The 18,202-nt window shown below is 62.6% G+C and carries 15 protein-coding genes; 10 read left to right on the top strand and 5 right to left on the bottom strand.

Annotated features, from left to right (window positions below; all coding sequences use genetic code 11):
* The first annotated feature begins 360 nt into the window (after positions 1-360).
* Positions 361-1,923 carry an alkaline phosphatase D family protein gene (locus tag QMX88_RS14680; RefSeq protein WP_282370482.1) on the top strand — a complete coding sequence of 521 codons (1,563 nt, stop codon included), beginning with the start codon at positions 361-363 and terminating at the stop codon, positions 1,921-1,923.
* Between the two features lie 102 nt (positions 1,924-2,025).
* Complete coding sequence (locus tag QMX88_RS14675; RefSeq protein ID WP_133776254.1) at positions 2,026-2,967, top strand: AEC family transporter; 942 nt, start codon at positions 2,026-2,028, stop codon at positions 2,965-2,967.
* A 22-nt stretch (positions 2,968-2,989) separates the two neighbouring features.
* Here the strand turns inward: QMX88_RS14675 and QMX88_RS14670 are convergent, their stop codons facing one another.
* From QMX88_RS14670 to gatC, 5 genes are all read right to left on the bottom strand, one after another.
* Entirely contained in the window at positions 2,990-4,042 is a 1,053-nt protein-coding gene (locus QMX88_RS14670) for a calcium/sodium antiporter (protein ID WP_192171043.1), read from the bottom strand.
* Positions 4,043-4,087: 45 nt separating this feature from the next.
* Positions 4,088-4,462 (bottom strand): septal ring lytic transglycosylase RlpA family protein, encoded by a 375-nt coding sequence (locus tag QMX88_RS14665; RefSeq protein ID WP_282370478.1) that lies wholly within the window; start codon positions 4,460-4,462, stop codon positions 4,088-4,090.
* Between the two features lie 73 nt (positions 4,463-4,535).
* Positions 4,536-5,981, bottom strand: coding sequence for an Asp-tRNA(Asn)/Glu-tRNA(Gln) amidotransferase subunit GatB (gatB, locus tag QMX88_RS14660; RefSeq protein ID WP_192170696.1), 1,446 nt, complete (start codon positions 5,979-5,981; stop codon positions 4,536-4,538).
* Positions 5,982-5,992: 11 nt separating this feature from the next.
* Positions 5,993-7,444 (bottom strand): Asp-tRNA(Asn)/Glu-tRNA(Gln) amidotransferase subunit GatA, encoded by a 1,452-nt coding sequence (gatA, locus tag QMX88_RS14655; RefSeq protein WP_192170697.1) that lies wholly within the window; start codon positions 7,442-7,444, stop codon positions 5,993-5,995.
* 15 nt (positions 7,445-7,459) lie between these two features.
* Positions 7,460-7,747 carry an Asp-tRNA(Asn)/Glu-tRNA(Gln) amidotransferase subunit GatC gene (gatC, locus tag QMX88_RS14650; protein WP_122534975.1) on the bottom strand — a complete coding sequence of 96 codons (288 nt, stop codon included), beginning with the start codon at positions 7,745-7,747 and terminating at the stop codon, positions 7,460-7,462.
* A gap of 207 nt (positions 7,748-7,954) precedes the next feature.
* Here gatC and mreB point away from each other — a divergent pair, with 207 nt between their 5' ends.
* The 8 genes from mreB (at position 7,955) to QMX88_RS14610 (ending at position 18,201) form a co-directional block, all read left to right on the top strand.
* Positions 7,955-8,992: a rod shape-determining protein MreB gene (gene mreB, locus QMX88_RS14645; protein ID WP_020292894.1), complete on the top strand. Its 1,038-nt coding sequence runs from the start codon at positions 7,955-7,957 to the stop codon at positions 8,990-8,992.
* Between the two features lie 16 nt (positions 8,993-9,008).
* On the top strand, positions 9,009-9,146 hold the full coding sequence (locus tag QMX88_RS14640) for a hypothetical protein (protein WP_192170698.1): 138 nt from the start codon (positions 9,009-9,011) through the stop codon (positions 9,144-9,146).
* Between the two features lie 80 nt (positions 9,147-9,226).
* Positions 9,227-10,369 carry a rod shape-determining protein MreC gene (mreC, locus tag QMX88_RS14635; protein ID WP_442969458.1) on the top strand — a complete coding sequence of 381 codons (1,143 nt, stop codon included), beginning with the start codon at positions 9,227-9,229 and terminating at the stop codon, positions 10,367-10,369.
* Positions 10,369-10,860 (top strand): rod shape-determining protein MreD, encoded by a 492-nt coding sequence (gene mreD / locus QMX88_RS14630; protein ID WP_065990112.1) that lies wholly within the window; start codon positions 10,369-10,371, stop codon positions 10,858-10,860. Before mreC ends, mreD begins: the two co-directional genes overlap by 1 nt.
* A 250-nt stretch (positions 10,861-11,110) precedes the next feature.
* Positions 11,111-11,722 (top strand): Maf family protein, encoded by a 612-nt coding sequence (locus QMX88_RS14625; RefSeq protein ID WP_282370459.1) that lies wholly within the window; start codon positions 11,111-11,113, stop codon positions 11,720-11,722.
* A complete protein-coding gene (rng, locus tag QMX88_RS14620) occupies positions 11,719-13,176 on the top strand; it encodes a ribonuclease G (protein WP_037012596.1) in 1,458 nt (485 codons plus the stop codon). Before QMX88_RS14625 ends, rng begins: the two co-directional genes overlap by 4 nt.
* A gap of 190 nt (positions 13,177-13,366) precedes the next feature.
* On the top strand, positions 13,367-17,182 hold the full coding sequence (locus tag QMX88_RS14615; RefSeq protein WP_282370456.1) for a YhdP family protein: 3,816 nt from the start codon (positions 13,367-13,369) through the stop codon (positions 17,180-17,182).
* A gap of 167 nt (positions 17,183-17,349) precedes the next feature.
* Complete coding sequence (locus QMX88_RS14610; RefSeq protein WP_282370454.1) at positions 17,350-18,201, top strand: carbon-nitrogen hydrolase family protein; 852 nt, start codon at positions 17,350-17,352, stop codon at positions 18,199-18,201.
* The last annotated feature ends 1 nt before the right edge of the window (position 18,202 follow it).

Here is an 18,202-nt window from a genome sequence, read left to right as displayed (position 1 = left end):
CTTCCCGGCTAAAGCCGGTCCTACAGGTTGGGGTTCCAGCCGGTCCTGTTGGATGCACGCGATGCTTTAGTAGGACCGGCTTCAGCCGGGAAGAGGCCCGTCGGCACACCATCAAAATTGCGGTGTGAATACCGACGCCTTCCCGGCTAAAGCCAGTCCTACAAGTGCGCGGTCCGGCCGCGGAGATGTGTCGGATGTTCGGGCCTCTTCGCGAGCAAGCTCACTCCTACAGGGACCGGGCTCGGCACTGGATCTTGTGCCAGACACAGACAACACCCGGCCTGTTCACTGCCCTGTCATCTCCCGCAAACAATCCGCTGCTAGCGTCCTTCTTTTGGCATTCGCTTGAGGAGGATAAACATGTCCCGGTTCGACCTGACTCGCCGCCGTATCATCCAGGCCGCTGGCGCCGGCTTGTTGTTGCCGGGGCTTGCGCCGGCGGTCATCGCTTCGGTCAAGGACCGTCCGAAGATGACCGACGGCGTGCAGTCCGGCGACGTGCTCGGCGATCGCGCGGTGGTCTGGAGTCGCAGCGACCGGCCGGCGCGCATGGTGGTCGAATGGGACACCCGCAGCATGTTCAGCAACCCGCGCCGCACGGTCTCGCTGCTCGCCGACCAGCGCACCGACTTCACCGCTCGCGTCGAGCTGACCGGGCTGCCGGCGGATCAAGCCATCTTCTACCGCGTGTTCTTCGAAGACGCGCAAACCGGCGTCGCCAGCGAACCCTGGTTCGGTCACTTGCGCAGCGTGCCGGTCAATCGCCGCAACATCCGTTTCGTCTGGAGCGGCGACACCGTCGGCCAAGGCTTCGGCATCAACCCCGAGATCGGCGGCATGCGCATCTACGAAGCCATGCGCCTGCGCTTGCCGGACTTCTTCATCCACAGCGGCGACACCATTTACGCCGACGGCCCGGTGCCTGCCGAAGTGGTCACCGAGGGCGGTCGGGTCTGGCGCAACATCACCACCGAAGAAAAGAGCAAGGTCGCGGAAACCCTCGACGAATACCGCGGCGCCTACCGCTACAACCTGATGGACGAAAACGTGCGGCGCTTCAACGCCGAGGTCCCGCAGATATGGCAGTGGGACGACCACGAAGTGACCAATAACTGGTCACCGAGCAAGCAGCTCGACGATCGCTATAAGGTCAAAGACATCCAGCTGTTGGCGGAGCGCGGGCGTCAGGCGTTCCTCGAATACTCCCCTATGCGCCTACAGAGCGCCGACAACGGCGGGCGGGTCTATCGCAAGATCGCTTACGGCCCGATGCTCGACGTGTTCGTGCTCGACATGCGCAGCTACCGCGACGGCAACGACGCCAATCTCGCCGACAAACCCGGACCCACCACCGCATTCCTCGGCCGTGAGCAACTGGACTGGCTCAAGCGCGAACTTCAAGCTTCCGGCGCTCAGTGGAAAGTCATTGCCGCTGACATGCCCATCGGCCTTGGCGTGCCCGACGGCGAGATCAGCCCGGGCGTGATGCGCTGGGAAGCGATCGCCAACACTGACAACGGCGCGCCGAAAGGACGTGAACTGGAAGTCGCCGAGCTGCTGGGCTTCCTGCGCCAGCAGAAGGTGCGCGACACCGTCTGGCTGACCGCCGATGTGCATTACTGCGCGGCTCACCACTACCATCCGGATCAGGCGGTGTTTCAGGATTTCGACCCGTTCTGGGAGTTTGTTGCCGGCCCGCTGAATGCCGGCAGCTTCGGGCCCAATACGTTGGACAAAACCTTCGGCCCTGAACTGGTGTTCCAGAAAGCTCCCCCGGCGCAGAACACTTCACCCTTCGCCGGCTTCCAGTTTTTTGGTGAGGTGAACATCGATGGTCAGAGCGGGGAGATGACCGTAACGCTGCGGGATCTGGACGGGGTTTCAGTGTTCGAGAAGAAGCTGCAGCCTGCGCCCATCGCCTGACGCAGCCCTTGGGTTGTACGACCACTGCGTAATTGCCGGTAACACTTCCCGCGCCGCTGGCCTATCATTAGCCACCTAACGACGGCTCAGGGTTTGGCGTGCATGCTGGCAATCTTTCTGGAAACCCTGAACATCACCGCGCCGGTGTTCGCGATGCTGTTCCTCGGCGTGTTGCTCAAGCGCGTGGGCTGGATCAACGACAGCTTCATCCACACCGCTTCGTCGCTGGTGTTCAACTGCACCATGCCGGCGCTGCTGTTTCTGGGGATCATTCACGCTGACCTGCACGCGGCGTTTCAGCCGGGCGTGTTGATCTACTTCATCGTCGCCACCCTGGCGGGTTTCGCGTTGTCGTGGGGATGGGCGATCTACCGCGTGCCGTTCGCCGAGCGTGGCACTTACACCCAAGGGGCGTTTCGCGGCAACAACGGCGTCATCGGCCTCGCCCTGGCCGCGAGCATGTACGGCGATTACGGCATTTCCCTCGGTGCGATCCTCGCCGCGCTGGTCATTCTATTCTACAACACCCTGTCCACCGTCGTGCTGGCGGTCTACAGCCCGGTGATCAAGTCCGACCCGTGGAGCATCACCAAGAGCGTCATGGCCAATCCGCTGATCATCAGCATTGTCGTCGCGGCGCCGTTCGCCTACTTCCAGATCCCGCTCCCCAAATGGCTCGACACCTCCGGCAGCTATCTGGCGCAGATGACCCTGCCACTGGCGCTGATGTGCATCGGCGGCACGCTGTCGTTAAAGTCGTTGCGAGAGAGCGGCACGCTGGCGATCAGCGCGAGCCTGATGAAGATGGTCTGGTTGCCGCTGATCTGCACGCTGGGCGCGTGGCTGCTGGGCTTCCGTCATGCGGAACTGGGGATTCTGTTTCTGTACTTCGGCGCCCCGACCGCATCGGCCAGTTTCGTCATGGTCCGCGCGGCCAACGGCAACCATGAACTGGCCGCCTCAATCATCGTCATGACCACCCTGGCGGCGGCGGTGACGACCAACGTCGGGATTTTCATTCTGCAGTGGGGCGGGTGGATTTAGTCTTGATTCGGGCTGTCGCCAATCAATGCTGACGCCGCCACGCCCGCACCGTCCCCACCACAATGCACAGCGCAATCACCGGCAGCGCGTAATGGATCATCAGTCGTTCCAGCCGCTCGGCCAGTGGCATGCCCGTGGTAAACGACACGATGTGCAGCCCGTACACCGCGTAAAGCCCAAGCATCAATAGCCCCTCCAGCCGGGTTATTCGGTACCCCGAGTAGAACAGCGGCACGCACAGCGCCGCGACGCCCAGCATCACCGGCAAATCGAAATCCAGCGCATTGGGCGAGATCGACAACGGCCCGGTGGAAATTAGCGCCGTGATGCCGAGCACGCCCAGCAGGTTGAACAGGTTGCTGCCAATGATATTGCCCACTGCGATATCCCGCTCGCCGCGCAATGCGGCGACCAGCGAGGTCATCAGCGCGGGCAGCGAGGTTGCGACGGCGATCACGGTCAGGCCGATCACCCGCTCCGACAGGCCCAGATCCAGGGCCACCGAGACCGCCGCGCCGACCAGCAGATGACTGCCAAATGTCAGCAGCGCCAGGCCGCAGGCCATGAGTGCCAGACGGCCCAGCAACGGCCAGATGCGCCGGCGCGGCTCAAGGTCTGTTCTCGGCACATGCCGCGCGCCGTGGGCGAACTGACGGACCACAACGAACAGATACGCCGCCATGCCCAGCAACAGCACGACGCCGTCCAGCGCGCTCAGCTCGCCATTCCACGCCAGCGCCGCGACCAGGGCGGTGGCAGCGATCATCAGCGGCAGATCAACGCGCACCAGTTGCCGGGCCACGCGCAGCGGGATGATCAGGGCGGACAGCCCCAGCGTGACCAATATGTTGAAAATATTGCTGCCGATGACGCTGCCGACCGCAATGTCGGTGCTGTCAGTGAATGCCGCTTGCAACCCGACCGCCAGTTGCGGGGCGCTGCTGCCCAGCGCGACGACGGTCAGGCCGAGGAACAGCGGGCGGGTCTTGAGCAGGGCGGCCAGGGCCACGGCAGCGCGCACCGACAGTTGCGCGCCGATGATCATCAGCAGCAGGCCGCTGACCAGCTCGATCAGTGTGGGCAAGGGCAGATTCGTTAGGGCGAGAATTCAGGGCACCAGTCAGTCGTCGAGGGCTTGTACCCGCACTTGGGCGGTCCCGCTGCGCAGCATACCCAATTGCGCGGCGGCTGCACGTGACACATCAATCAGCCGCCCCCGGGTGTGCGGGCCGCGGTCGTTGATACGGACGATGACCTTGCGGTCGTTGTCCAGATTGGTGACTTGCACGCGCGTGCCGAACGGCAATTGCCGATGCGCGGCGGTCAGGGAATTGGCGTCGAAGCGTTCACCGCTGGCGGTGCGCTGACCGTGATGTTGCGAGCCGTAATACGAGGCGCCGCCGGTGGCGTTGTAACCGTGCGGGTCGATGATGCCGTCACTGGCGCAGCCGGCCAGCAGAGAGAGCAGGGCGCAGGCGCCGAGGATTCGCTGCATGGGGCAGGGTCCCTACAGAAAGCGATGATCGTTCCCGCGCCCGGCGCAGGAACGATCACTGGGGTGAATGCACTCAGCCTTCGAGCTTGCGCTTCAGCAGCTCGTTGACCTGGCCCGGGTTGGCCTTACCTTTCGATGCCTTCATCGCTTGCCCGACGAAGAAGCCGAACATTTTGCCGCGTTTAGCTTCATCCGCCGCACGGTATTGCTCGACCTGTTCGGCGTTGGCAGCCAGGACGTCGTCCAGCATCGATTCGATGGCGCCGCTGTCGGTGACCTGCTTCAGGCCGCGCTGCTCGATGATCTCGTCGGCGCTGCCTTCACCATTAGCCATGGCCTCAAACACCATCTTCGCGATCTTGCCGGAAATGGTGTTGTCCTTGATGCGCAGCAGCATGCCGCCCAACTGTTCAGCGCTGACCGGCGACTCGTCGATCTCGACGCCTTGCTTGTTCAGCAAGGAACCCAACTCAACCATCACCCAGTTGGCCGCGAGCTTCGCGTCACCGGAAATGCTTACCACCTTCTCGAAGAAGTCCGCCTGTTCGCGGCTGGACGCCAGGACGCTGGCGTCATACAGCGACAGGCCGAACTGCGACTGGAAGCGCTCGCGTTTCTGCGGTGGCAGTTCCGGCAGGGTGGCACGGGTCTGCTCCAGGAACGCGTCTTCGATGATGACCGGCAACAGGTCAGGATCGGGGAAGTAACGGTAGTCGTTGGCTTCCTCTTTGCTGCGCATGGCGCGGGTTTCGTTGGTGTTCGGGTCGTACAGCCGAGTCTGCTGAATGACCTTGCCGCCGTCTTCGATCAGGTCGATCTGGCGCTGGATCTCGCTGTTGATCGCCTTCTCGATGAAGCGGAACGAGTTGACGTTCTTGATCTCGCAGCGGGTCCCGTACTCGACCTGGCCTTTTGGACGAATCGACACGTTGCAGTCGCAACGCAGCGAGCCTTCGGCCATGTTGCCGTCGCAGATGCCGAGATAGCGAACCAGCGCGTGCATCGCCTTGACGTAGGCGACGGCTTCTTTGGCCGAGCGCATGTCCGGCTCGGAAACGATCTCCAGCAACGGCGTACCGGCGCGGTTCAGGTCGATGCCGGTCATGCCGCTGTAGTCTTCGTGCAGGCTCTTGCCGGCGTCTTCTTCAAGGTGGGCGCGGGTCACGCCGATGCGCTTGATGGTGCCGTCTTCCAGGGTGATGTCCAGGTGGCCTTTGCCTACGATCGGCAATTCCATCTGGCTGATCTGATAACCCTTCGGCAGGTCCGGGTAGAAGTAGTTCTTGCGGGCGAACACGTTGTGTTGGCCGATCTCGGCGTCGATGGCCAGGCCAAACTTGACCGCCATTTGCACTGCTTCCTGGTTCAGCACCGGCAACGTGCCGGGCATGCCCAGGTCGACGAGGCTGGCCTGAGTGTTGGGCTCGGAGCCGAACGTGGTGGCGCTACCGGAGAAAATCTTCGATTGGGTGGTGAGCTGGGTGTGAATCTCCAGCCCGATGACGACTTCCCATTGCATGTGTTTTCTCCTTAGAAGCCAGCCGGCGAGCGGGTGTGCCAATCGGTGACTTGCTGATATTGATGGGCAACGTTCAGCAAGCGGCCTTCCTGGAAATACGGCGCCAGCAGTTGCACGCCCACCGGCAGGCCGTCGGCGAAACCGGCAGGCATCGACAGGCCCGGCAGGCCCGCGAGGTTGGCGGTAATGGTGTAGAAGTCTTCAAGGTACTCGGCGATCGGGTCGGCATTCTTGGCGCCGATTTTCCAGGCCGGGTTCGGCGTGGTCGGGCCGAGGATCACGTCGACTTCAGCGAACGCGTTCATGAAGTCGTTCTTGATCAGGCGGCGGATCTTCTGCGCCTGCAAGTAGTAAGCGTCGTAGTAACCGGCCGACAGCGCGTAGGCGCCGACCATGATCCGGCGCTGCACTTCAGGGCCGAAGCCTTCGCCACGGGAGCGCTTGTACAGATCGGTGAGGTCTTTCGGGTCTTCGCAGCGATAGCCGAAGCGCACGCCGTCGAAACGCGACAGGTTCGAGGAAGCCTCGGCCGGCGCGATCACGTAGTAAGCCGGAATCGCATGTTGCAGGTTCGGCAGGCTGATTTCCTTGACCACGGCGCCGAGCTTTTTCAGCTCCTCGACGCTGGCCATGACCAGATCGGCGATGCGCGGGTCGAGACCTGCGCTGAAGTATTCCTTCGGCACGCCAATGCGCAGGCCTTGCAGCGAGGCATTCAGGCTGGCGCTGTAATCCGGCACGGGCTCGTCGATGCTGGTGGAGTCATTGACGTCGAAACCCGCCATGCCTTGCAACAGCAACGCGCAGTCTTCAGCGGTACGCGCCATCGGGCCGGCCTGATCGAGGCTGGAAGCGTAGGCGATCATGCCCCAGCGCGACACGCGACCGTAAGTCGGCTTAAGGCCGGTCAGGTTGGTCAGTGCGGCAGGCTGGCGAATGGAACCGCCGGTGTCGGTGCCGGTGGCGCCGGGCAGCAGACGCGCGGCAACCGCCGCAGCGGAACCGCCGGACGAGCCGCCCGGGACGTGCTCCAGGTTCCACGGGTTTTTCACCGCGCCGTAATGGCTGGATTCGTTGGCCGACCCCATGGCGAATTCGTCCATGTTGGTCTTGCCCAGGGTCACGGTGCCGGCGGCGGCGAGCTTGGCAACCACGGTGGCGTCGTAGGGCGCCTTGAAGTTGTCGAGCATCTTCGACGCGCAGCTGGTGCGAATGCCCTTGGTGCAGAAGAGGTCCTTGTGCGCCAGAGGAGCGCCCAGCAGCGCGCCGGTTTCCCCTGCCGCGCGACGGGCGTCGGCGGCCTGGGCCTGGGTGATCGCCAGGTCTTCGGTGACAGTAATGAAGCTATTGAGCTGCGGATCCAGCTGGGCGATGCGCGCCAGCAGAGTGCGGGTCAGTTCTTCGGAGGAAAACTTTTTATCGGCGAGTCCGCGAGCGATCTCTGCCAGAGTCATTTGATGCATTGCAGGCACATTCCCTTAGTCGAGGACTTTCGGAACCAGATAAAGGCCGTCTTGGACCGCTGGTGCGATGGCTTGATAGGCGTCGCGATGATTGACCTCGGTCACGGCGTCTACACGCAGGCGTTGCGAGGCTTCAAGGGGATGCGCCAGGGGCTCGATGCCGGTGGTATCGACCGCCTGCATCTGGTCAATCAGCCCGAGAATGCTGTTCAGTGCTTCAGTAGTACGCGGGATATCGGCGTCATTGAGGCCCAGTCGGGCCAGATGAGCGATTTTTTCCACGTCGGAGCGATCAAGCGCCATGGGGTTCTCCAGTGGAATGCGTACGGGCCAGGCCGTACGTCAGATTGCGGAACACTACGCCCTTTAAACGGTCATAAGGCCGCGATCTACCAGGGTAGTGCTCGGAAAAACCGCCAATTTAACATATTGGCTCCTTGCCCAAAATCCCTGTCGTTGTTAGAGTTTGCCGCACTTTTTTACCCACGCGTTGCCTAGGGTCCTTTCCCCATGTTCAAGAAACTGCGTGGCATGTTTTCCAGCGATCTTTCCATCGACCTGGGCACTGCCAACACCCTTATTTACGTGCGTGAGCGCGGCATTGTGCTGAATGAGCCATCAGTTGTGGCCATTCGGACCCACGGAAATCAGAAGAGCGTTGTTGCTGTCGGGATGGAAGCCAAGCGGATGCTGGGCCGTACCCCGGGCAACATCGCCGCCATTCGCCCGATGAAAGACGGCGTCATCGCCGACTTCAGCGTCTGCGAAAAAATGCTTCAGTACTTCATCAACAAGGTTCACGAGAACAGCTTCCTGCAGCCAAGCCCTCGCGTACTGATCTGCGTTCCGTGCAAATCGACCCAGGTCGAGCGTCGTGCGATCCGTGAATCCGCGCTGGGCGCCGGTGCACGTGAAGTATTCCTGATCGAAGAGCCGATGGCTGCGGCCATCGGTGCCGGCCTGCCGGTCGAAGAAGCACGCGGTTCGATGGTCGTCGACATCGGTGGCGGTACCACTGAGATCGCGCTGATCTCCCTGAACGGCGTCGTGTATGCCGAATCCGTCCGTGTCGGTGGCGACCGTTTCGACGAAGCGATCATCACTTACGTGCGTCGCAACTACGGCAGCCTGATCGGCGAATCCACTGCCGAGCGCATCAAGCAGGAAATTGGCACGGCCTACCCGGGCGGCGAAGTGCGTGAAGTCGACGTACGCGGCCGCAACCTGGCCGAAGGCGTCCCACGTGCCTTCACCCTGAACTCCAACGAAGTGCTGGAGGCGTTGCAGGAATCCCTCGCAACCATCGTTCAGGCCGTGAAAAGCGCGCTGGAGCAATCTCCGCCAGAGCTGGCTTCGGACATCGCCGAGCGCGGTCTGGTGCTGACCGGTGGTGGCGCGTTGCTGCGTGACCTCGACAAGCTGCTGGCCCAGGAAACCGGTCTGCCGGTAATCGTTGCCGAAGACCCGCTGACCTGCGTCGCGCGTGGCGGTGGTCGTGCGCTGGAAATGATGGACAAGCACACCATGGACCTGCTCTCCAGCGAATAAGTCGCCGGAACGCAGCATGTTGCGCTTAACGGGCAGCACCTCACCGTGCTGCCTGTTCGTGTCCGACCTGTTGACGTCGCGCAGCGATGTTGCAAGTCTGACGCCCTGCATTTCCATCAACCCGCATCAGGCCGGTTTCATGTCGCATGAATAAGCACAGCCACACTCAAGCACCTCTGCACGCATCTCTGGAAGGAGCGGCCCATTAAACCGCTTTTCTCCAAGGGCCCGTCCCTGGGCGTCCGTCTACTGGTGCTGGTCGTACTGTCTGTGGCCATCATGGTCGTGGACGCGCGTTTCACCCTGCTCAAGCCTGTCCGCAGTCAGATGTCGCTGGTGCTGATGCAGTCTTACTGGATTGCCGATCTGCCCGAGCGCCTGTATCAGGGCGTCGCCAGCCAGTTTGGCAGCCGCACCGAGCTCGCCGCCGAAAACGAAAAACTCAAGACCGAGAACCTGCTGCTGCAAGGCCGCCTGCAAAAGCTGGCGGCCCTGACCGAGCAGAACGTGCGCTTGCGCGAGTTGTTGAATTCGTCGGCGCTGGTCAACGAGAAAGTCGAAGTCGCCGAGCTGATCGGCATGGACCCCAACCCGTTCACCCATCGGATCATCATCAACAAGGGTGAGCGCGACGGTGTGGTGCTCGGTCAGCCAGTGCTCGATGCGCGCGGCCTGATGGGTCAAGTGGTCGAGTTGATGCCGTACACGTCCCGCGTGCTGCTGCTGACCGACACCACCCACAGCATTCCGGTGCAGGTGAACCGCAATGGCCTGCGCGCGATTGCCAGTGGCACCGGCAATCCGGAACGCCTTGAGCTGCGCCATGTGGCCGACACCGCTGACATCAAGGAAGGCGACCTGCTGGTGAGTTCCGGCCTGGGTCAGCGTTTCCCGGCGGGTTACCCTGTGGCGACGGTCAAGGAAGTGATTCACGACTCCGGCCAGCCCTTTGCCATCGTGCGGGCGGTGCCGACGGCCGCGCTGAACCGCAGCCGTTATCTGTTGCTGGTGTTCTCCGACGGCCGTTCCCCTGAAGAGCGCGCTGCCGACGCCGCCCAGCAGCAGGAATCCCTTGATCGTCAGGCGGCTGATCCGTCGGCAGTGCCATCGGCTACTGTGCCGGGTGCCGCGCCTGCCGCCACGCCGAACAAAGCGGTGGTTCCGGCCACCGTGCCGAAACCGGCCGGGCACAGTTCTTCGTCGACGCCTGCCAACGCCAACAGCTCGCCTGCTCCGGCAACCACCGCACCGGCGGCGACCACGCCTGCCAAGCCCGCGACCAGCAAGCCGGCCGCTAAACCTGCGGCAAAGCCTGCCGCTACCCGACCGGCGACACCTGCTGCGACCCCGGCCGCTCCACGCGAGAGGGAAGAATAATGGCGCGTCATGCTCCCGCACGAAACGGCTGGGTGGTCTGGCTGACCTTCGCCATCGGCCTGCTGCTCAGCGTTTCGCCGCTGCCGCAGTTCATGGAAATATTTCGCCCTTTGTGGCTGGCGCTGCTGCTGGCCTTCTGGGCATTGGCGTTGCCGCACAAGATCGGCATGGTCACGGCGTGGATGCTGGGGCTGGCCGAGGATGTGCTGTACGGCACGTTGCTGGGGCAGAACGCATTGATCCTCACGCTGATTACCTTTCTGGTGCTGTCGTTGCAGCAGCGCCTGCGCATGTTCCCGATGTGGCAGCAGTGCCTGGTAATTCTGGTGATTTTCGGCCTCGCCCAGCTGGTGCAGTTGTGGCTCAGCGCCCTGACCGGCAACCGTCAGCCGACCTTGGCGCTTGTGCTCCCGGCGTTGGTCAGCGCATTGCTCTGGCCATGGGTCAGCTACGGCCTGCGCGGATTGCGTTTGCGGTTGAAGATCAACTGAGCAATACCATTCAGTGGGACCGGCTGCGGTCTGTTTCAGTAGGACCGGCTTCAGCCGGGAGGAGGCCGGTATGGGCGCCATCAGTTCTGCGGTGTGACACCCGGCGCGTTCCCGGCTAAAGCCGGTCCCACAGGATGAATGCGATGCTTTAGTGGGACCGGCTTCAGCCGGGAAGAGGCCGGTGTGACCACCATCACGTCAGCGGTCTGCACCAAGGCTACGCTTGTGATCAACGACACGGAGACGTCCCATGCCCCAACTTCTTCTAGCCTCCGGCTCCCCGCGCCGTCGTGAGCTGCTGACCCAGATCGGCGTGCCGTTTATGACCCTCAGCGCCGACATCGACGAAACCCCTCTGGCCAACGAAACCCCCGCTGCGTACGTCCTGCGGCTGGCCCGTGGCAAGGCGGACGCCGGCCTGCTGCAGCTCGCCAACGATCCTGCCTACCCGACCGCCTGCGTCCTCGGCGCCGACACCGCCGTGGTCCTCGACGGCCGCATCCTCGGCAAACCGGCGGACGAAGCCGAGGCGCTGGCGATGCTTGCCGCACTCTCGAACCGAGAACACGAAGTCCTGACCGCCATCGCCGTGGTCCATGAAGAGCGCTGCGAAACCCGAACCGTCACCAGCCGTGTCCGTTTCCGGGCGATCCCGGAGGACGAGGCCCGCCGTTACTGGGCCAGCGGCGAGCCCTGCGACAAGGCCGGCGGCTACGGCATTCAAGGCCTGGGCGCGGTGTTCGTGGAAAACCTCAGTGGCAGTTATTCCGCCGTGGTCGGTTTGCCCTTGTGCGAAACCGCAGAAATCCTCCAGCGTTTCGGCATACCCTGTTGGCAACGCCCGGAAGGTGACAAGTCATGAGTGAAGAGATTCTGATCAACATCACGCCGATGGAATCGCGCGTGGCGGTCGTTGAGAACGGGGTGTTGCAAGAGGTGCACGTCGAACGCACCCAGCGTCGCGGGATCGTGGGCAATATCTACAAGGGCAAGGTCGTGCGCGTGCTGCCTGGCATGCAGGCGGCGTTCATCGACATCGGTCTGGACCGCGCGGCGTTCATTCACGCCTCGGAAATCTCCATGCGCGAAGGGCCGGCCGTGGAGACCATCAGCTCGCTGGTCCACGACGGCCAGAGTCTGGTGGTGCAGGTCACCAAAGACCCGATCGGCAGCAAAGGCGCACGGCTGACGACTCAACTGTCGATTCCGTCGCGCTACCTCGTGTACATGCCACGCACGGCCCATGTCGGCATTTCCCTGAAAATCGAAGACGAAGCCGAGCGCGAACGCCTGAAACAAGTGGTCAGCGATTGCGTCGCCAAGGAAGGGATCAAGGAGAAGGGCGGTTTCATCCTGCGCACGGCGGCCGAAGGTGCGGGCGCCGACGAGATCATGATGGACATCCGCTACCTGCGCAGGCTCTGGGACCAGATTGGCGAGCAGATCAAAACCATCAGCCCGGCCAGCGTGATCTACGAAGACTTGGGCTTGGCGCTGCGCACCTTGCGCGATCTGGTCAGCCCGCGCACCGAGAAGATCCGCATTGATTCCCGCGAGACGTTTCAGAAGACCACCCAGTTCGTCGCCGAGCTGATGCCGGAAATCGCCGACCGCCTTGAGCATTACCCTGGCGAGCGGCCGATTTTTGACCTGTATGGCGTCGAAGACGAAATTCAGCGAGCGCTGGACCGCAAGGTGCCGCTCAAGTCCGGCGGTTATCTGGTCATCGACCCTGCCGAAGCCATGACTACCATCGACGTCAACACCGGTGCGTTCGTCGGCCATCGCAATCTCGAAGAGACCATCTTCAAGACCAATCTGGAAGCGGCGACGGCCATTGCCCGACAGCTGCGGCTGCGCAACATCGGCGGCATCATCATCATCGATTTCATCGACATGGAAGACGCCGAGCACCAGCGCCAGGTGCTGCGGACCCTCGAAAAACAACTCGAGCGCGATCACGCCAAAACCAACATCATCGGCATCACCGAACTGGGTCTGGTGCAGATGACGCGCAAGCGCACCCGGGAAAGTCTGGAGCAAGTGCTGTGCGAGCCGTGCAGCAGTTGCCAGGGTCGTGGCAAGCTGAAGACCCCGGAAACCATCTGCTACGAGATATTCCGCGAGATCCTGCGTGAAGCCCGCGCTTATCAGGCGGTGGGTTATCGCGTGCTGGCCAATCAGAAAGTGGTCGACCGGCTGCTTGACGAAGAATCCGGCAACGTGGCCGAACTGGAAGTGTTCATCGGCAGAACCATTCGTTTTCAGGTCGAGACCATGTACTCCCAGGAACAATATGACGTCGTGCTGCTCTGAGAGTGCGTGATGCGCCGTGCTGCCGATTGGCGGTGCAGTTGAAGACAGAAAACAGTGCCCTTGAGGCAGACGGAACGGATGCCGTCCAAAGAGAACAACGCGTGGCGATTGAGCACAACCTGGACGTACCCGCACCTGCACGATTGGGCCGGATGCCATATGCAGGCCGTTTTTGCGGAGGCGCAGCGACATGGAGCGTCTGACCGGGTTTCTGGCTGTGCTAACCCGTTGGGGCCTGAGTCTGTGCGCCCTTTTCGTGGTGCTGGTCGCGCTGTACGTGAGCGTCGGGCGTCAATTGGTGCCGATGGTGGCCGAATACCGCGCCGACGTGGAAGCCAAAGCGCAGACCGCGCTGGGCATGCCGGTGAGCATCGGTCGGCTGGAAGGCAGCTGGAGCGGCTTCGCCCCCATCTTCGTCGCCCGTGACGTAATGATCGGCGAGGGCGGCAACGCCGTTCGGCTGGATCACGTGCTGGCCATGCCTGACCTGCTCGCCAGCCTGCGGACCCGTGAAGTGCGCCTCGAACGGCTTGAGCTGGATGGGCTGCAGTTCGGCCTGAAAGAAGACCAGAACGGCCACTGGGCACTGCAAGGCCTGCCCGTACAGCCTGATCAGGTCACCGATCCCGAGAAAATCCTCACTCAGATGCAGATGGTCTCGCACCTGTCGTTGTTCGACAGCCAGATCACTTTGCAGCCCTATAACCAGTCGCCCCTGACGCTGACCTATGTAAGCCTGACGCTGAAGACCGGCAGCGTGCACCAGCGCCTCGACGCCCGCTTGAACCTGCCTGACGGCCAGCCGCTGTCGCTGAACGTTCGTTCTACCGTGCGCGCCCATGAGTGGCGCGACGGTGCGGCCGAAGCGTACTTGAGCCTCCCGCAAAGCGACTGGTCGAAGTGGCTGCCGAAGAGCCTCACCCGCGACTGGAAGATCCAGAATCTCAAGGCCGGCGGTGAGGTGTGGCTGAACTGGGGCAGGGGCAATCTGCAAAGTGCCGCGGTGCGGCTGAATGCGCCGCAGTTCAAAGGCGCCTACGCTGACCGCAAATCCGCGAGCATCGACAACCTTGCCCTCAACGCCTGGTTTCAGCGCGACGAAAAAGGCTTCAGCGCCACCCTCGACTCGCTGGCGATGGACCTGAACAGTAAGCGTTGGGAAAGCCGCATTCACTTGCAACAGACCGCCGCCACGGCTGACGCCGAAGAACTGTGGCACGTCCAGGCTGACCGGCTTGATCTGACGCCCATTACGCCGTTGCTCGACTCACTGGCGCCGTTGCCCGACCAGGTCATGGTGGCGGTGGACCGGCTGAAAGTCACCGGCGGGCTGCGCAACGTGCTGCTCGATTATCGGCCGCAAGCCGAAGCGCCCAAGCGGCTGAGCTTCGCCGCCAATCTGCACAAGGTCGGTTTCGACGCCTACCACGGCGCGCCGGCAGCGGGGAACGTCAGCGGTGCCATCAGCGGAGATCTGGGCCAGGGAGAACTGCGCCTGGACACTGACGATTTCATGCTGCACCTGGACCCGATCTTCCGTAACGAATGGAAGTACCGTCACGCCAATGCAAAGCTGACCTGGTCGCTGGACGATCAGGGCTTCACGCTGATTGCGCCGTACATCAAGGTCGCGGGGGAGGAGGGCAACATCGCCAGCGATTTCCTCATTCGCCTGCACTTCGATCACAGCCAGGAGGACTACATGGACCTGCGCGTCGGGCTGGTCGACGGCGACGGTCGCTACACCTCCAAGTACCTGCCCGCCGTGCTCAGCCCGGCCCTCGATCAATGGCTGCGCACTGCGATTCTGGGCGGCAAAGTCGATCAGGGTTTCTTCCAGTATCAGGGCTCGATCAACAAGGACGCGCCTGACGTGGCGCGGGTCATCAGCCTGTTCTTCAAGGTGCGCAACGCGAGCCTGGCCTTTCAACCGGGCTGGCCGCAGCTGAACAATGTCGACGGCGATGTGTTCGTCGAGAACAGCGGCGTGCGCATTCGGGCCAACAAGGGTCAGCTGCTGAACACTCAGGTCAGCAATGTCGCTGTGGACATTCCCCATGTCCCGGCAGGGCAGTCCAGCCATCTGTTGGTGGACAGTGACCTGAAAGGCAGCCTTCAGGACGGCATGAAGATTCTCCAGGAAGCGCCGATCGGCACCGCCCAGACCTTCGCCGGCTGGCAGGCGGAAGGGCCGTTGCAGGGGCACCTCAATCTGGATATTCCGCTGGTCAAGGGACAGGACCCCAAGGTCGTGATGGATTTCAGTACCGACAGCGCGCGGCTCAAGCTCGCCGATCCGGTGCTGGAGCTGACGCAACTGCGCGGTGACTTCCGCTTCGATTACACCAAAGGCCTGAGCGGCAAGAACATCAAGGCCGTTGCGTTCGACAAGCTGGTGAACGCCGAGATTTTCGCCGAAGGCAAACCGGGGGCGCCGGTGACGCGCATCACCGCCAGCAGCCAGATCGCCAGCAAGCGCCTGACCGACTGGCTGGGCGTGACGCAGCCGCTGCCGATTTCGGGGGATCTGCCCTATCAGCTGCAGCTGACGTTGAGCGGCAACGCCAGCCAGCTGCAGATCAACTCGGACCTGAAAGGGCTGGCGGTGGATCTGCCGGCTCCTTTCGGCAAAACCGTTGATGAGACGCGCGACACCGATTTCCGCATGAACCTGCAAGGCCCGGAGCGGCGTATCGACGTCGGCTACGGCAATATCGCCAATCTGGCGTTCGCGTCGCCACCGGGTAAATTCGGCGACGGACGTGGCGAGCTGTTCCTCGGTGAAGGCGGTGCGATCGTGCCGGACAGCAAGGGGCTGCGTGTTCGCGGCTCGTTGTCGGAGCTGGACATCGCGCCCTGGCAAGCCATGGCTGAGCGTTACGCTGGCACCGACCCGGGCGGCAGCGCCAAGCAGTTGCTCAATAGCGTCGACTTGCAGATCGGCAAGTTGACCGCGATGGGCACGACCCTGGAGCAGGCCGGCGTTCAGCTCAAGCGCAGTGATACTGCATGGGCGCTATCGCTGGACAGCTCGAAGGTGAAAGGCACTGCCACGTTGCCGGACAGCAAAACCGCGCCGATCGACATCAGCCTGCTCTACGTGCGCTTGCCCGCGCCGGACCCGAATGCGGCAGTTGTAGAAAACGCGCCGGACCCGCTGGCGGACGTCGACCCGCGCAAGATCCCCGCACTGAACATCAAGATCACCCAGCTGTTTCAGGGCGATCAGTTGATGGGCGCGTGGTCGCTCAAGGTCCGTCCGACGCCGAACGGCCTCCAGATGTCTGACCTGAATTTGGGCCTCAAAGGTATTGCGCTGCTGGGCAATGGCGGCTGGGAAGGCACGCCGGGGACGACCAGCAGTTGGTTCAAGGGCCAGGTGAGCGGCAAGAATCTCGCGGATGTGCTCAAGGCCTGGGGCTTCGCGCCCACCGTCACCAGTCAGGAGTTCGAGCTGAACGCTGACGGACGCTGGCCGGGTTCGCCTGCGTGGGTGGGGTTGAAGCGTTATTCCGGCAGCCTGGATGCGACGCTGAAGAACGGCCAGTTCGTTGAGGTCGAGGGTGGCGCGCAGGCGTTGCGTGTGTTCGGTTTGCTCAACTTCAATTCGATTGGCCGGCGTCTGCGCCTGGACTTCTCCGACCTGCTGGGCAAGGGGCTGAGCTACGACAAGGTCAAAGGGTTGCTGGTGGCGAGCGATGGGGTGTACGTCACCCGCGATCCAATCACCATGACCGGGCCGTCGACCAACCTTGAGCTCGACGGCACGCTGGACATGGTCCGCGACCGCGTCGACGCCAAGCTGCTGGTGACCCTGCCGGTGACCAACAACCTGCCGATCGCCGCATTGATCGTCGGCGCACCGGCGATTGGCGGCGCGTTGTTTCTGGTCGACAAGCTGCTGGGCGACCGCGTGTCCCGATTCGCCAGCGTCCAGTACAAGGTCGAAGGGCCATGGAAAGAACCGAAGATCACCTTCGACAAGCCGTTCGAGAAACCGCAGTGAGGTATAACGCCCGGAAAATGAATCTGTGGTGTGACACCTGACGCCTTCCCGGCTAAAGCCAGTCCTACGGGATAAATGCGGTCCCAGTAGGCTGAAATCAGCGTGTCGAACAAGCCCAATCCTCAGCGCTTGGAGTAGAGTGCAGTTCTATCGATCAGGGAGCGCGTATGTCCTTCGCAGTCATTCAGATGGTCAGCCAGAGCGGCGTGCTCGGCAATCTGGCCCAGGCGCGCCGATTGCTGGAACAGGCCGCTGCGTCAGGTGCGAAACTGGCTGTGCTCCCGGAAAACTTCGCCGCGATGGGCCGTCGTGATGTGGCTGCCATCGGCCGCGCCGAGGCCCTTGGCGAAGGACCGATCCTGCCATGGTTGAAACTTGCCGCTCGCGACCTCACCTTATGGATAGTGGCCGGGACATTGCCGCTGCCCCCTGAAGGTCAGCCTGATGGCAAAGTCACCGCATGCTCGCTGCTGATTGACGATCAGGGCCAGCAAGTCGCGCGTTACGACAAGCTGCACCTGTTCGACGTCGATGTTGCCGATGCCCGAGGGCGGTACCGGGAATCCGACGATTACGCCCACGGCAACAATGTCGTAGTGGCTGACACGCCGGTCGGCAGGCTGGGGCTTTCGGTGTGTTACGACCTGCGTTTCCCGGAGCTGTACACCGCGCTGCGGGAGGCGGGAGCTGAATTGATCACCGCGCCGTCGGCCTTTACCGCCGTGACCGGCGCGGCGCACTGGGAGATTCTGCTGCGCGCCCGGGCCATCGAAACCCAGTGCTATGTACTGGCGGCCGCGCAAGGCGGCATTCATCCGGGTCCGAGAGAAACATTTGGGCACGCGGCGATCATAGATCCATGGGGCCGCGTGCTGGCCGAGCAGGCACAGGGTGAAGCCGTGCTGCTGGCCGAACGAGACAGCGTAGAACAAGCGTCCATACGGGCGCGCATGCCGGTATCGAATCACCGGCGATTTTTTTCGCAGGCCGCCGTGCGACCTGCCAATACCCCGGAGTGAA

This window comes from Pseudomonas sp. PS02290 (genome assembly GCF_029960075.1).
GTDB lineage: Bacteria > Pseudomonadota > Gammaproteobacteria > Pseudomonadales > Pseudomonadaceae > Aquipseudomonas.
Note: the sequence above shows the minus strand (reverse complement) of the source record. Positions and strands in the feature narration are given on the sequence as shown.